The organism is Acinetobacter sp. WCHAc060006, assembly GCF_004209135.1.
Classification (GTDB): domain Bacteria; phylum Pseudomonadota; class Gammaproteobacteria; order Pseudomonadales; family Moraxellaceae; genus Acinetobacter; species Acinetobacter cumulans.
On the sequence record NZ_SGSS01000027.1, the window covers coordinates 32,111 to 46,667 of the forward strand.

Consider the following 14,557-nt stretch of genomic DNA (forward strand, 5'->3'; position numbering starts at 1 on the left):
GGGTGATTTTTAATGTCTGTGAAACTGGAAGAGGTGGTTCAATTTTTATCATTGGTCTATCCGCCGAGTTTAGAAAAGTGTGAAATTTTGGCTGTAGATGAACGTTCATCTTCCGTATTGTGGAAAGTGAGTAGCATTGATATTCGCCCAGGCGGAACCATTTCAGGACCCACCATGATGGCATTGGCCGATCTTGCAATGTATGTGGCCATTTTGGGAGAAATTGGTTTAGTGGGGCTGGCTGTCACCACAAATATGAACATTAACTTTTTACGCAAGCCTACTGGGGGATTAAATTTGCGGGCTGAATGCCGCTTAATCAAATTAGGTAAAGTATTGGTTGTGGGAGAGGTGTGGATTTATTCAGTTGATTCAGAAGATCCCGTCGCGCATGTCACAGGAACATATTCGATCCCTCCAACACGTGAGGCTGAATAAAGACTAATCATGTAAATGAAAAATGCGCATGACCATTTGTCGAATATAAATGCCAACTTTATTGCAATTGTTGGTGTTTATGTTGGCTACTAGGCGGGAAAATGGACTGACATACAAAATACTTATGTTGCAAAAAAAAATAAAAAATATAATAAAAACAGTTAGACAGGAATAATAAAAATGGCAGATAAAGATCATGAAGTCCTTCAGCTTTTCACTTCTCGTGTACATCCTTTGTCTGTAAAACTGAGTGAAATGCTCAATGAACATTATTCACATCAAAGTGAACGTCGTGGTTGTGGCTATACTCAGGCCACACGTGTGCTCGCTGAGTATGTAAATACCGCACGAGATATCGCAGATTATCAAGATTTAAAGTTATTTGAGACATGGGAAGCTAAAAACTTACGCCAGTTAAAAGACCAAAGTAGTTCGTATCAGCTAGAGGTCAATGACTGGCATAATCTGGATCAAAATCTGCAAGTTCAACAATTCTTAGCACATGCGCCAGACTCGGATTATAAGCAACAATTACAAGCGGAATATCAGCGTCAAAAGGCATTACGTGGACTGAGTCAACATGCACAGCTAGAGGAAAGTAAGCTCATTTGCGATTTAATTGAGGATGTCATTTTGCCTAAGACCCGTGATGGAACTGGGGTGGTTGAATTAAAAAATCGGAGTGAAAAGCCTAAAGTGGGTTCTTGCCCAATGGCAGAGAATTTTTTTCTAAAAATTGCACATCGTAGAGTATTAAGACAGGGTGAAATTAATATTTTTATTGATGAACAGGGGGAGCCTCTACTCATGGAAAAAATGAATATGGGAGATAATCACTCTTGTATTAGTTTGCGCCCAGTGATTATGAACGGAGTACGACTTCCTGCGGGTTCTTTATTTTCAGTAGATTATGACATTACGCAGATTGCGCAAAAAATTCCAAACCAAGAATATAGTGGCTATATCATTCCACATAATGCCATTGATGGTTTCTGGTTTTTAAGATTAACTACTTTGGCTGTTTCTCCAGTACATCGAAAACGAGCGTTTAGTACGCATTTTGAACAGCAAGTGGCCAATGGGTTATTTAGCCCAGGGACCACAGAGTTACAACAATTAATGGATGTTGCTTTAGCACAATTGGAATAATTTGCATGTTAAATGTCTGCTATTCAGCTCAGTATGTGGCACATACACATACCAATAGTATGGAAAAGCTTAAAGCGGTTGCAGATGCATTGGGGACATGGCCTAATATTCGTTTCCACAGGCCAGAAGTTCTGGATATAGAAATTTTAAAACAGTTACATGACCCAATTTATGTTGATGCTGTTAATACTGGAATACCTGAAAAATTAGCCACATTTTCTGGTTTTAAACCGTGGAATACACAGCTACGTGATGCAGTACTCAATATTAATGCAGGGCAAATTTTGGCTGCAGAACTGGCATGGAAAAATGGTATTGCTGCCAATATCGCACAAGGATTTCATCATGCGATGCCTGAATTTGGTGGGTCATTTTGCACATTTAATGGTTTGGCACTGGTTGCACAGCAGTTTCCCAATAAAAGAATATTTGTTTTAGATTGTGATCAACACGGTGGAGACGGTACTGCTGAATTTACGCGACGCTTCAGTAATCTATTTAACTTTAGTATTTATGGCTTAATTTTTGGTTGCCCTACATATCCACGTTCCGTGACACGGCATGTTCATAAAGATAAAGGCAGTTTTGCACAATATACGCTGGCCGTGCATGAGGCTTTTCAAATGGCAAAAGACTGGGGAGCGGACTTAATTGTGTATCAAGCAGGGATGGATTGTCATCAAGCAGATCCTTTTGGTTCTTCATGGTTCAGTACTGAACTCATTCAAAAGCGTGAAGAAATGGTGTTTAAACTCGCGCATCGCAGTCAAATACCCATGATGTTTGTATTAGCAGGTGGCTATCAAAAATTAGAAGATTTGGTGCAATTACACTTATTGAGCTTTCGGGCTGCTCAAGAGGCTTATGGAATTCATCATCCATAGCAGGCTGAAAATCGGGTAAATATCAGGCCGTGTAAGCCACGACCTGATGCGTTTTTTTATTAAAATCGTTTGCAATGATTTACATTGTTTTAGTCTTCGTTCACCAGTGGGCAATCGACTTGGAAATTAGGAGGTGCTAAAACGGTTTTACGTAATTCAGGAGCCAAATCTGGATAATCAAGTGTAAAGTGTAATCCACGAGATTCTTTACGTTCCATCGCACAGCGTACAATCATTTCCGAAACTAAAACCAAATTGCGTAATTCAATCAGGTTTTTACTGACTTGATAGTCTTGATAGTATTCTGTGATTTCATGGTTAAGCATTTCAATTCGATGCAAAGCACGTTGCAAACGCTTGGTCGTACGTACAATCCCCACATAATTCCACATGGTTTGACGTAATTCATCCCAGTTTTGCAAGATCACGACATCTTCATCAGGATTGGTAACTTGAGAATCATCCCAAGCAGGAACTTCAGGAGAAACATACTCAGGTTGTAGATGCGTTTCAATATGTTTGGCAGCAGCCATACCGTAGACAAAGCATTCTAAAAGTGAGTTACTTGCCATACGGTTAGCGCCATGTAAGCCCGTATAAGATGTCTCACCAATTGCATATAATCCTGCAATATCTGTTTCGCTATTTTCATCAACCACCACACCACCACAGGTATAGTGGGCAGCAGGTACCACAGGAATCATATCTGTAGTAATGTCGATGCCTAATTCCAATAGACGCTCATAGAGTGTCGGGAAGTGTTCTTTGACAAAATCAGCAGGTTTATGGCTAATGTCGAGCCAAACATGACGTATGCCTAAACGTTTAATTTCATAATCGATTGCACGTGCGACAATATCACGTGGTGCGAGTTCGGCACGCTCATCAAAACGGAGCATAAAGCGTTCGCCATCTGGAAGGCGTAAATATGCACCTTCACCACGCATGGCTTCTGTAATTAAAAAAGAACGTGCTTGAGGATGATATAAGCAGGTCGGATGAAATTGGTTAAATTCCATATTTGCGACACGACAACCCGCACGATATGCCATCGCAATGCCATCACCTGTCGCAATGTCTGGGTTTGAGGTATACAAATAAGCTTTCATTGCACCACCACATGCCAGTGCGGTAAATGGTGCAAGGAACGTATGGACTTGATTGTTTTGTTCGTCTAAAGCATATAGACCCAAAGCACGGTGCTTACCTGTAAGACCAAGCTTCTGCGAAGTAATTAAATCAATCGCAATATAGTTTTCAAAAATATGAATATTTTGTTTTTCTTGTGCCCGTTGTACCAAGGTAGTCGAGATTGCGCGCCCTGTCGCATCTGCAGCATGAATAATACGACGCTGTGAATGGCCACCCTCACGGGTTAAGTGTAATTGTTCATCCTGATCTAGGGTGAATTGCACACCATGATCGAGTAGAAAATCGACGGAGGGTTTACCGCCCTCTACCGTCTGTTTGACTGCATCACGTTCACATAAATATGCACCAGCAATCATGGTGTCATCAATATGTTGTTCAAGTGAGTCGGTTTTATCTAGTACTGCAGCCACACCGCCTTGTGCATAATAAGTGCTGGCATCGGTGAGTGTCGATTTAGCCAAAACTGCAATATTAAAATGTGCGGGTAATGACAAGGCCAAACTCAGGCCAGCACCACCGCTACCTACAATAATTACATCAAAATGATGTGTTGTTTCTAAATTAGGCATATCCATTAAGCTAATTTGAAAAAAGTTTGGTAATAACAGCGCTTTTTAATCAAAAAGGCAAGCCTTTGTTGATTGAAAAATGATGAATATTATTCATACACCGTGTGTTTTTAAGGAATAATTAAGCTATTGTTTATTAGGATGTATATCTAAACATATTGTTACGAATGAAGCTTTTACTTTGTGATAAAAACAATTTTATTTCAAAACTTCAATAAAAAGGGATGCATACTTGTTATGAAAAACCAATACCTACAAAAAGGATTATACGCGGCGGTTTTCACTGTAGCGGCGACGCAAGTTCAAGCGGCGGCACCTGTCGATTTTTCCAATTTGGTAGAGCAGGTCAGTCCTGCTGTAGTCAGTGTGAATGTAGTTAAAAAGTTAAGTCAAGAAGAACTACTACAACAGCAAGTCCCTGAGATTTTGAAGCGTTTTTTCGGTAATCAAGTTATTATTCCGCAGCAACGTATGCCACAAGAAAAAACTGCGTATGGTAGTGCGTTTTTTATCAGTAAAGATGGTTATTTACTCACGAACCACCATGTTGTGGAAGATGCATCTAAAGTCACCATTGTATTGAATGACCGCCGTGAAATTGATGCCAAAGTAGTTGGTAGTGATGAACGTACCGATGTGGCTTTATTAAAAGTTACAGGGACTAATTTTCCTGAACTACGCACGGGGAATGTTGAGCAATTAAAAGTGGGTGAGCCAGTTTTAGCAATTGGATCGCCATTCGGATTTGATTATTCAGCATCTGCAGGTATTGTCAGTGCAAAAATGCGTAATATGATGGGGGAAACCTCAGTACCATTTATTCAAACAGATGTCGCGCTAAATCCAGGTAACTCAGGTGGTCCATTGTTTAACCAGCGTGGAGAAGTCGTGGGTGTGAACTCACGTATTTTTAGTGGAACGGGTGGTTATATGGGCTTGTCATTCTCTATTCCTATTGATGTTGCAATGGATGTCGCAGAGCAATTGAAAAAGAACGGTAAAGTTACGCGAACTTATTTAGGGGTGAGTTTGCAAGATATTGACCGTAATTTAGCAGAGTCTTATAACTTATCTAAACCTGAAGGTTCTTTAATTACTCAAGTCACTCCAAATTCTCCAGCTGCTCGAGCAGGATTAAAAGCGGGTGATGTCATCTTAAAATTAGATGGTGCACCAATTTCAAGAACTTCTGATTTATTAAATAACTTGAATCGATCTGTGCCAAATCAAACGATTCAATTAGAAGTATTACGTGATGATAAGCGCCGTAATATTAGTGCGACTTTAGTGGTTGCTCCAGATGATACACCTGCACAATCACAAAATAAGGCACCGGTAAGTAAAGGGCCAGTTTTGGGAGTGAGTATTCGCAATTTAACCGAAGCTGAATTAAGCCGTTTAGATGTTAAGGGTGGTGTTTTAATTCAGGATGTCTTACGAGATGGTATTGCTGCCCAAGCGAAAATTTTGCCAGGCGATGTGGTGACACAGCTAAACAATAAGACCATTAATAATGCCAATGATTTTGTATCAGCCGTTTCTGAGCTGAAAAAAGGAACGATTGCACGAGTGGCGATTATTCGTGAAGGGCAACGTGCAATCGTTGGAATGCGTATTCAATAAAAAACTGGCTATTGATGAATGCATAGCTAAAAACCGTTTCGAAAGAAACGGTTTTTTTAACATTTGGTCATTTACCTATATGTGTTTTACCGTAGACTGTAGGGATCTTGAAAAGTAAAAATGAAGGCCAACATGAGTACCCCATTTGATTTAAAACTGACAGTACAGCCAGAACATATAGATGTATTGGGTCACGTCAACAATGTGGTGTATGTAAGTTGGATGCAAGATGTAGCAACAGCGCATATCGAGGCTTTAGGATTAGGTTTAAATGAATATTTGGCTTTAAAACATGCCATGGTTGCGGTAGAACATCATGTTCAATATCGCAAAGCTGCGATGTTAGGAGATGAAATTATTTTGCGAACATGGCTTAGTGATATTAATGCGCTGTATTCATATCGCCAATATATGTTTTATCGACCAAAAGATCGTGCAATTTTGTTTATGGGCAATACGCAATGGGCTTGTATTGAAATTGCCACAGGTCGACCAAAACGTTTATCTCCAACATTTACCCAAGCTTATCAGCCGATTGATGCAGATCAAAATCCAACGGACTTTCAGCAGTATCATACAGAGGATATGACTGGGGAACATACAAGTTAGGTTCATTGTTTAGCTGGGTTAGAAATGCACGCAAACGAGTTCATTATTTTCGATACTTTAAAAAAACCATCTGCTATAATCCACGGCAATTTCTATTCGGCTTTTGTTATGCATGAGATTTAATGCATAGCGTTTTATTTTGTTCAAGGTAGCCCATGGCGCAAGCTAAAAAATCTGTTGATATTAAAAACATTCGTAACTTCTCGATTATTGCGCATATCGACCATGGTAAGTCGACGCTTGCCGATCGATTTATTCAAACGTGTGGCGGTTTACAAGATCGAGAAATGCAAGCGCAAGTCCTCGACTCTATGGAGCTTGAGCGTGAGCGTGGCATTACCATTAAAGCTGCCTCAGTTACCTTGTACTACACACATCCAAATGGCGAAGAATACCAGCTGAACTTTATTGACACACCAGGACATGTGGATTTCTCGTATGAGGTTTCACGTTCACTTGCTGCGTGTGAAGGTGCTTTATTGGTTGTAGATGCTGCACAAGGTGTAGAAGCACAATCAGTAGCAAACTGCTATACCGCTATTGAGCAAGGGCTAGAAGTTCTTCCCGTTCTAAACAAAATTGATTTACCACAGGCAGAGCCTGAACGTGTAATTCAAGAAATTGAAGACATTATTGGCGTGGAAGCAACCGATGCGCCAACATGTTCAGCAAAAACAGGCCTAGGCATTGAAGGCGTGCTTGAGCGTTTGGTAGATGTGATTCCAGCACCACAAGGCGATCGAAATGCACCATTACAAGCATTGATCATTGACTCTTGGTTTGATAACTACTTAGGTGTTGTCTCGCTGGTACGAATTAAAGAAGGTCGTGTGCGTAAAGGTGACAAAATGTTGATGAAATCAACAGGTCAAACGCACATTATTACTTCTGTGGGTGTGTTTAATCCAAAACATACCGAAACTGACATCCTAGAAGCGGGTGAAGTTGGTTTCGTTATTGCGGGTATTAAAGACATCTTTGGTGCACCAGTAGGTGATACCATTACTTTGGCAAGCACACCAGATGTTGAAATTTTGCCTGGTTTTAAAAAGGTGAAGCCACAGGTTTATGCAGGTTTATTCCCAATTGATGCCAGCGAGTTTGAACCATTCCGTGAAGCATTGCACAAGCTACAAATTAATGACTCAGCGTTGTTCTTTGAACCAGAAAGCTCAGATGCTTTAGGTTTTGGTTTCCGTTGTGGTTTCTTAGGTATGCTACACATGGAAATCGTACAGGAGCGTTTAGAGCGTGAGTACGATTTAGACCTTATTTCTTCAGCGCCTACAGTAATTTATGAAGCGGTCATGAAAAATGGTCAAACCATTTACATTGATAGCCCATCTAAAATGCCAGATGGTTCGACAGTAGAAGACCTGCGTGAACCGATTGCAGAATGTCATATCTTAGTTCCACAAGAGTACTTGGGCAATGTAATGACGTTGTGTGTAGAGCGCCGTGGTGTGCAAAAAGACATGAAGTTTATGGCGAACCAAGTGTCAATTACCTTTGAAATTCCAATGGCTGAAGTTGTTATGGATTTCTTTGATAAGTTGAAATCATGCTCACGTGGTTTTGCATCACTTGATTATAACTTTGTTCGTTTCGAGTCTTCATCTTTAGTTAAGGTTGATGTGTTAATTAATGGTGATAAGGTAGATGCTTTAGCAATGATTTGTCATCGTCAAGATGCACGTCATCGTGGTATTGCATTGGTTGAGAAAATGAAAGACTTGATTCCACGTCAAATGTTTGATGTAGCAATCCAGGCTGCCATTGGTGCTCAAATCATTGCCCGTTCAACTGTAAAAGCTATGCGTAAAAACGTATTGGCAAAATGTTATGGCGGCGACGTATCACGTAAGAAAAAGCTTTTATCGAAGCAGAAAGAAGGTAAGAAACGTATGAAACAAGTGGGTAGTGTTGAAATCCCACAAGAAGCGTTCCTTGCAGTATTGAAAGTAGAAAGATAATAAAGACAGAGGTCATTTAGCTCATGGATTTTGATTTTAATTTAATCCTTGTACCAGTTACATTAATTTTCTTTTTAGTGTGGCTGTTGGATAAACTGGTTTGGAAACAAAGACAAACCAAGGGCAAGGGTAATGAAAATGTCATCATTACATGGGCTTATGATTTTTGGCCTGTATTAGCCGTTGTACTTATTCTGCGTTCATTTTTATATGAACCATTTAATATCCCTTCGGACTCTATGGTACCAACCTTAGAAACAGGTGATTTTATTTTGGTGAATAAGTTTGAATACGGTGTACGCTTACCAATCGTAAATAAGAAAATTATTAACGTAGGCGAGCCAGAGCGTGGCGATGTCGTGGTCTTCCGTTATCCACCACAACCAACAATTAGTTATATTAAGCGTATTGTGGGTTTGCCAGGGGATCATATTGTATATGATCATGGGCAGTTGATTATTAATGGTCAAAAGGTTCCAAAAGTTCCGACTGAATTTAGTCGAGAAAAAGATAGTTTAGATACACCAACGTCTATTTATCATAAAGAAACTTTAGGTACGCATACATTTACGATGCGTGAACTTGAAGGGGTGAATGTTGCGCGTCAAGCACCGTTTATCAACTATGTTGACAATGGTAAGTATGCCAATGAAAATGGTTTATATTGGGAAGTGAAAGTGCCAGAAGGTCATTACTTTGCGATGGGGGATAATCGTGATCAAAGTGCTGACAGTCGTTTTTGGGGCTTTGTACCAGAAGAGAACTTAACAGGTCGTGCATTCTACAAATGGATGCATAAAGAGCCTGGCTTTAAAATCCCATCATTTGGTCGAAATGGTGCGATCGATTAATATGTCATTAGGAAAATAAAAATGCGACATCAAAAAGGGGCGTCATACATTGCAATTCTATTTGCAGTTATTGGTTTAGCATTTATTGCTAAAGCACTGGTTGCAGTTTGGGGGCCATACGTTGATGATCGTTTGATCAATGATCAAATTGAGCAACAAATAGCAAGTGGTCCTAAAAATCTATCTCCGGCGGCATTTGATAAGGAGATGGATAAGCGTTTTCAGATGAATATGGTGGATAAGAAGTTTGCTGATGTTGCAAAAGTCAGCAATGAAAATGGTCTACTTGTTGAAAAAAATTATGAAATAAGAAAGCCATTCTTATTGAATATAGATATTGTGTTAAAGTTCGAGAAACGTTTTGATCAAAGCTCAGTCCAAGCTAAATGAGGCCCGTTTAGCGAGTCGAATCGGTTATCAGTTTAAACAGCCTGAATTGCTGAAACTGGCGTTGACCCACCGATCGGTGAGCCACAAATACAACTATGAACGCTTAGAATATCTAGGCGATTCATTGTTGGGTATGATAATTGCCAATTATCTATACCACGCTTATCCTGATGAAAATGAAGGGCGTTTAACGCGTATGCGTGCAACGCTTGTACGTCAGGAAGCACTTGGTAAAATTGCTAACGATTTAAAACTCAGCCAAAACTTAATTTTAAGTACGGGTGAGTTGAAATCTGGCGGTCATCATCGTGAGTCTATACTGGCAGATACGGTAGAAGCGATTATTGGTGCAATCTATGTGGATTGCCAAGACCTGAAGGTTTTAGAGCCAATCGTGCTGAAATGGTATGTACCTTATTTAGACCACATTGAACCAACAGATCAATTGAAGGATCCAAAATCGCGATTGCAAGAATATTTACAAGCACGTAAAAAGCCTCTCCCGGTTTACGATGTGATAGATATTCAAGGTGATGCTCCAAATCAGCATTTCAAAGTTGAATGTATTGTTGAGGGTATTGCTGTGCAATATGGTGAAGGATCAAGTCGTCGTTTTGCTGAACAAGCAGTGGCGGCTGATATTTTAAAAATTTTGGAGCAAAAGTCTTAATGACTACTCATTCCGATCACGTTGATGCTGATCACGAGTCGCAAAGCGACAGTAACGATTTAATTAGTCAGTTTTTTAGTGCCCAAGGTACTGAAATTCCGTCAGACTTCAAAAGTGGTTTTGTGGCGATTGTTGGTCGTCCAAACGTAGGTAAGTCGACATTAATGAACCATATTTTGGGTCAAAAATTGTCTATTACTTCACGTAAGCCACAAACTACACGACATAAAATTGTTGGTATTGATACGCGAGAAAAATCTCAGGCTGTATTTGTGGATACACCAGGGATGCATAAAAAAGAAGTTCGCGCCATCAATAAAATGATGAACCGTGCGGCGCATTCGGCACTGCGTGACGTTAACCTTGTGTTATTTGTGATTGACGCAGATAAGTGGACTCAAAACGATGATTTAGTTTTGGAAAAACTTAAAAATGCAGATATGCCTGTGCTGCTTGTGATCAATAAAATTGATACGCTAGAAAACAAGAACCACGCATTACCATTGATTCAAGAACGTGCAAAACTGATGAATTTTGCGGAAATTGTTCCTGTATCAGCATTACGTGGTGCAAACTTAGATCACCTGCGTGACACAATTGAAAAGTATTTGCCATTCCAGCCACCACTGTATTCAATGGATCAAATTACAGATCGTTCAGAGCGCTTCCTTGCATCTGAAGTGATTCGTGAAAAGATTATGCGTCAATTGGGTGAAGAACTTCCGTATGATTTAACGGTTCAAATTGAATCATTTAAAACAGAAGAAGCAACCATCAATCCAAAAACAGGTCGTCCGAAGGCTGCATGTACTTATATTGATGCAACTATTTTTGTGGATCGCCCAGGTCAAAAAGCCATTGTGATTGGTGAAAAAGGCGCGAAGCTGAAAAAAATTGGTATGGATGCACGTGTGGACATGGAAAAAATGTTCGAACAAAAGATCATGCTAACACTGTGGGTTAAGGTGAAAGGCGGTTGGTCTGATGATGAGCGTGCATTAAAAAGCTTAGGATATAGCGATATCTAAAGTTTAAACTTTAAAAGGAATGGTCATGATAAAAGTTGTATTCATTGTAGCGAGTGTTTTTTTACTACAAGGCTGTATTACTAAAATTGTGACTGTTCCTGTTAAAGTTGCGTATAAAACGACGAAAGGTGTAGTGAAAGGCACTGCAGCTGTAGTTGGAGCTATCATTCCAGATGGTGAAGAAGATAGCAGTAAAGAACAAGATAAACAGAGCAAGGAATAATTGCCTGAATCATGCGTAATGAAGTTTTGCATGGTTATCTCATCCATCATAGAAAATACCGTGAACGTAGTCATATTGTGCATTTATTTACACAAGAACACGGCCGTGTCGATGGTATTCTTAGGCAAACGCCACCTCCTCAATATCAGCCAATCTCACTGCAAGCATCAGGTAAATCTGATCTAAAAAATTTTACAAAATTAGAAATTGTCAATCAGCCGATTTTCTTTTTTGGTGATGCCTTCTTTTCTGGCTTTTATTTAAATGAAATTTTGTTGCGACTATGCCCATTAGAAGTAGAAATGCCTCAAACATTTTTACAATATGCTGAAACCCTAAGTAGTTTGCAAACGATGGCTCAGCAGATCAATCCAAATGAATTTTTAAGGCAAATTTTAAGAAAATTTGAACATGAATTGATTGAAGAATTGGGTTATCCATTAGACTTTTCTGTTGATGCATCACAGGCCGATATTAATCCCCTACAGTATTATCAGTTTCAACTGAATGCAGGCTTTATGCCGATTGTGCAAGCCAGTCGAGCGAGCTTAAGTGGACAGCAGATCTTGTCTATGTGTAATTATGAAAAGGGTATGGATTTTAATTCAGAACAGTTACAATTACTCTCTAAGCTCTATCGGCAAATGATTAGCTCTTTGTTGGGTGACAGACCTTTAAAAAGTCGCCAGCTTTGGATACAGAATTCTCAAACGAAAGCGTAATTTAGGAAAATATTATGGCTGCATTACTTGGTGTAAATATTGACCATGTCGCGACTTTAAGACAAGCACGTGGCACCACTTACCCAGATCCTGTAAATGCGGCGCTGATTTGCGAACAAGCAGGTGCAGAGGGTATTACCTTGCATTTGCGTGAAGACCGTCGTCATATTCAAGATGATGATGTGCGTCGTATGCGTCCTGTATTAAAAACACACATGAATTTGGAAATGGCAGTTACAGATGAAATGGTAGCTTTTGCAAAAGAGATCCAACCTCATCATGTTTGTTTTGTGCCTGAAAAACGCCAAGAAGTTACCACAGAAGGTGGTTTAGATGTGGTGGGGCATTTTGCAGATGTTAAAAAAGCGACACAAGAATTAGCAGCAATCGGATGTGAAGTGTCATTATTTATTGATGCTGATTTTGCGCAAATTGATGCGGCTGTTGCATGTGGTGCGCCGACCATTGAATTGCACACGGGTGCTTATGCGGACGCCGAAACAGCAGAAGCACAGCAACATGAATTAGAGCGTATTGTGAAAGGTGCTGAATATGCAGCATCTCAGGGTTTAATTGTAAATGCTGGGCATGGTTTAAACCTTGACAATGTGACGCCAATTGCGAAAATCCCACAGATTCACGAATTAAACATTGGCCACTCAATCATTGCAGATGCTGTATTTGTTGGTTTGGCACAAGCTGTGCAACAGATGAAAGCTGTGATTAAAGCCGCTCGTTAATTAAATAGTAAAGATAATGTCGAATATTAATTATGATGAACTCATGAAGCCAGTCATTGGCTTCTTGGGCTGTGAAACGCCAACTGCATGGTTGGATATGGCAGTGGATAATTTGGATATCCTGATGCAGGATCATGCCAATTGTGAAAAGAAGGCTGCCAGCACGGCCATGAACTTGATGTTCCGTTACAGTTTTTTCTCAGATTTACAGATTAAACTGGCGCAATTGGTGCGTGAAGAAATGCTTCATTATGAACAAGTGCTTGAGTTGATGGCAAAGCGCGGTCAAGAGTGGACGGCAATTAGTGCTGGTCGTTATGCGGGTGGTTTGCGAAAAGAAGTACGTACTTATGAGCCAGAAGCCTTAATTGATATTTTGGTGATTGGTGCTTTTGTAGAAGCACGCTCATGTGAGCGTTTTTATGCGCTTGCACCGCGTGTAGATGAAGAGTTAGGTCGTTACTACCGTTATTTACTTAAGTCTGAATCACGCCATTATGAGGACTATCTGTCGCTTGCAATGGATGTGGCTACGACGTCTAAACTGAAAAACCCGAAAGAAGATATTCAGGAGCGGATTGATCATATTCGTGAAGTAGAAAAGAATCTGATTAGTTCACCTGATGAATTATTTCGTTTTCATAGTGGTGTGCCAGTTCAGGCTGCTTAAGTTAAAAAAATCCTCCATAAATGGGGGATTTTTTATACCAATAAATAAATATAATTGATAATCATTTACAATTGGGTTTTTGGTTTTTAAAATGTCGGCATTATTAATCGATGATTCAAATTTTTATGCATTCTTTTTTAAAACCTTGGATGTTCTTGTCATTGGGCTTGTTGAGTACAGCAGGTTTTGCGCACTATCCTTATATTGCACCTTTAAATTATCAGACTTTTAATAATTATAGCGCAGTGGTTTCAGGCTTTTATGACAATCCTTTTGTGTCTGAGATCGCGATTAAGAATTTCAAATTCCACTATCACACGCCTTCCGGTGAAAAAATTGAAATTGCAGATGATGCTTGGGCAAAAACTCAAACATTAAGTAGTTTTAGTTTGGAAAATAAAAAAGAAGGTACTTACCGTATTCGTGGCGTAAAACAAGGTTCTGCATCTCGCTTTGCTTTGGTTGACGGGCAGTGGAAAGCGCTTATTCAAGCAAAACGTGATGAAGCTAAGCCGCTTAAAGCAAATGTGGTGTATCAATCTGATTTGAAAAAAAATAGCAAAGTTAAAACTGTAGAAACACAGGAAATTATAGAAACTTTTATTTCACGTCGTACTATGTCAGATGTTTCTGTAAAGCATGTGCATGAAGGTTTTGATGTGCGTTTTATAAGTCATCCAAATACGTTGAAAGTAAATCAGCCAATTCAGTTGCAAGTTGTTGACTCTGCTCAAGGTGTGAAAGATGTAAAAGCATCGGTGTTGGCACAAAGTTATGCTTTTGAACGTACAGATCGTGTTTATCAAACCCTGCAATCTGATGATAAAGGTCACTTAAATTTTGTGATTAAAGATCAAGGCCAGTAT

At 39.7% G+C, this 14,557-nt stretch carries 16 protein-coding genes; 15 read left to right on the forward strand and 1 reads right to left on the reverse strand.

What is annotated here, in order from left to right; all coding sequences use genetic code 11:
• The first annotated feature begins 12 nt into the window (after nt 1-12).
• The 3 genes from EXE29_RS14005 to EXE29_RS14015 all read left to right on the forward strand — a co-directional run bounded on the left by EXE29_RS14005 (nt 13) and on the right by EXE29_RS14015 (nt 2,471).
• Nucleotides 13-438: a PaaI family thioesterase gene (locus tag EXE29_RS14005; protein WP_117007516.1), complete on the forward strand. Its 426-nt coding sequence runs from the start codon at nt 13-15 to the stop codon at nt 436-438.
• Between the two features lie 180 nt (nt 439-618).
• Nucleotides 619-1,587 carry a hypothetical protein gene (locus EXE29_RS14010; protein ID WP_117007517.1) on the forward strand — a complete coding sequence of 323 codons (969 nt, stop codon included), beginning with the start codon at nt 619-621 and terminating at the stop codon, nt 1,585-1,587.
• 5 nt (nt 1,588-1,592) lie between these two features.
• The gene (locus EXE29_RS14015; RefSeq protein ID WP_120364862.1) at nt 1,593-2,471 is read left to right on the forward strand and encodes an arginase family protein; all 879 of its coding nucleotides are present in this window, start codon (nt 1,593-1,595) and stop codon (nt 2,469-2,471) included.
• Nucleotides 2,472-2,560: 89 nt separating this feature from the next.
• On the opposite strand, the gene nadB is transcribed toward EXE29_RS14015, so the two are convergent.
• Nucleotides 2,561-4,198 carry an L-aspartate oxidase gene (gene nadB, locus EXE29_RS14020; RefSeq protein ID WP_120364861.1) on the reverse strand — a complete coding sequence of 546 codons (1,638 nt, stop codon included), beginning with the start codon at nt 4,196-4,198 and terminating at the stop codon, nt 2,561-2,563.
• A gap of 231 nt (nt 4,199-4,429) precedes the next feature.
• Between nadB and EXE29_RS14025 the strand changes: the two genes are divergently transcribed.
• The 12 genes from EXE29_RS14025 to EXE29_RS14080 all read left to right on the forward strand — a co-directional run.
• Nucleotides 4,430-5,815: a Do family serine endopeptidase gene (locus tag EXE29_RS14025; protein ID WP_117007520.1), complete on the forward strand. Its 1,386-nt coding sequence runs from the start codon at nt 4,430-4,432 to the stop codon at nt 5,813-5,815.
• A 132-nt stretch (nt 5,816-5,947) separates the two neighbouring features.
• Nucleotides 5,948-6,424: an acyl-CoA thioesterase gene (locus EXE29_RS14030; RefSeq protein ID WP_120364860.1), complete on the forward strand. Its 477-nt coding sequence runs from the start codon at nt 5,948-5,950 to the stop codon at nt 6,422-6,424.
• 155 nt (nt 6,425-6,579) lie between these two features.
• Nucleotides 6,580-8,397, forward strand: a complete 1,818-nt coding sequence (gene lepA / locus EXE29_RS14035; RefSeq protein WP_120364859.1) for a translation elongation factor 4 — start codon at nt 6,580-6,582, stop codon at nt 8,395-8,397.
• Nucleotides 8,398-8,420: 23 nt separating this feature from the next.
• Nucleotides 8,421-9,248, forward strand: coding sequence for a signal peptidase I (gene lepB / locus EXE29_RS14040; protein ID WP_106985899.1), 828 nt, complete (start codon nt 8,421-8,423; stop codon nt 9,246-9,248).
• A 21-nt stretch (nt 9,249-9,269) separates the two neighbouring features.
• Nucleotides 9,270-9,638: a DUF4845 domain-containing protein gene (locus EXE29_RS14045; protein WP_106985898.1), complete on the forward strand. Its 369-nt coding sequence runs from the start codon at nt 9,270-9,272 to the stop codon at nt 9,636-9,638.
• Complete coding sequence (gene rnc, locus EXE29_RS14050; protein WP_106985897.1) at nt 9,610-10,308, forward strand: ribonuclease III; 699 nt, start codon at nt 9,610-9,612, stop codon at nt 10,306-10,308. Before EXE29_RS14045 ends, rnc begins: the two co-directional genes overlap by 29 nt.
• Nucleotides 10,308-11,336: a GTPase Era gene (gene era / locus EXE29_RS14055; protein ID WP_106985896.1), complete on the forward strand. Its 1,029-nt coding sequence runs from the start codon at nt 10,308-10,310 to the stop codon at nt 11,334-11,336. The genes rnc and era overlap by 1 nt, the downstream gene beginning before the upstream one ends.
• Nucleotides 11,337-11,361: 25 nt before the next feature.
• Complete coding sequence (locus EXE29_RS14060; protein WP_106985931.1) at nt 11,362-11,559, forward strand: NF038104 family lipoprotein; 198 nt, start codon at nt 11,362-11,364, stop codon at nt 11,557-11,559.
• Nucleotides 11,560-11,567: 8 nt separating this feature from the next.
• Complete coding sequence (gene recO, locus EXE29_RS14065) at nt 11,568-12,281, forward strand: DNA repair protein RecO (protein ID WP_171406276.1); 714 nt, start codon at nt 11,568-11,570, stop codon at nt 12,279-12,281.
• 14 nt (nt 12,282-12,295) lie between these two features.
• On the forward strand, nt 12,296-13,021 hold the full coding sequence (pdxJ, locus tag EXE29_RS14070; RefSeq protein ID WP_120364857.1) for a pyridoxine 5'-phosphate synthase: 726 nt from the start codon (nt 12,296-12,298) through the stop codon (nt 13,019-13,021).
• A 16-nt stretch (nt 13,022-13,037) separates the two neighbouring features.
• The gene (locus EXE29_RS14075) at nt 13,038-13,691 is read left to right on the forward strand and encodes a MiaE family protein (protein ID WP_106985893.1); all 654 of its coding nucleotides are present in this window, start codon (nt 13,038-13,040) and stop codon (nt 13,689-13,691) included.
• A gap of 125 nt (nt 13,692-13,816) precedes the next feature.
• Nucleotides 13,817-14,557 (forward strand): DUF4198 domain-containing protein (locus EXE29_RS14080; protein ID WP_165382503.1); only part of this gene is annotated, 741 nt, incomplete at its 3' end.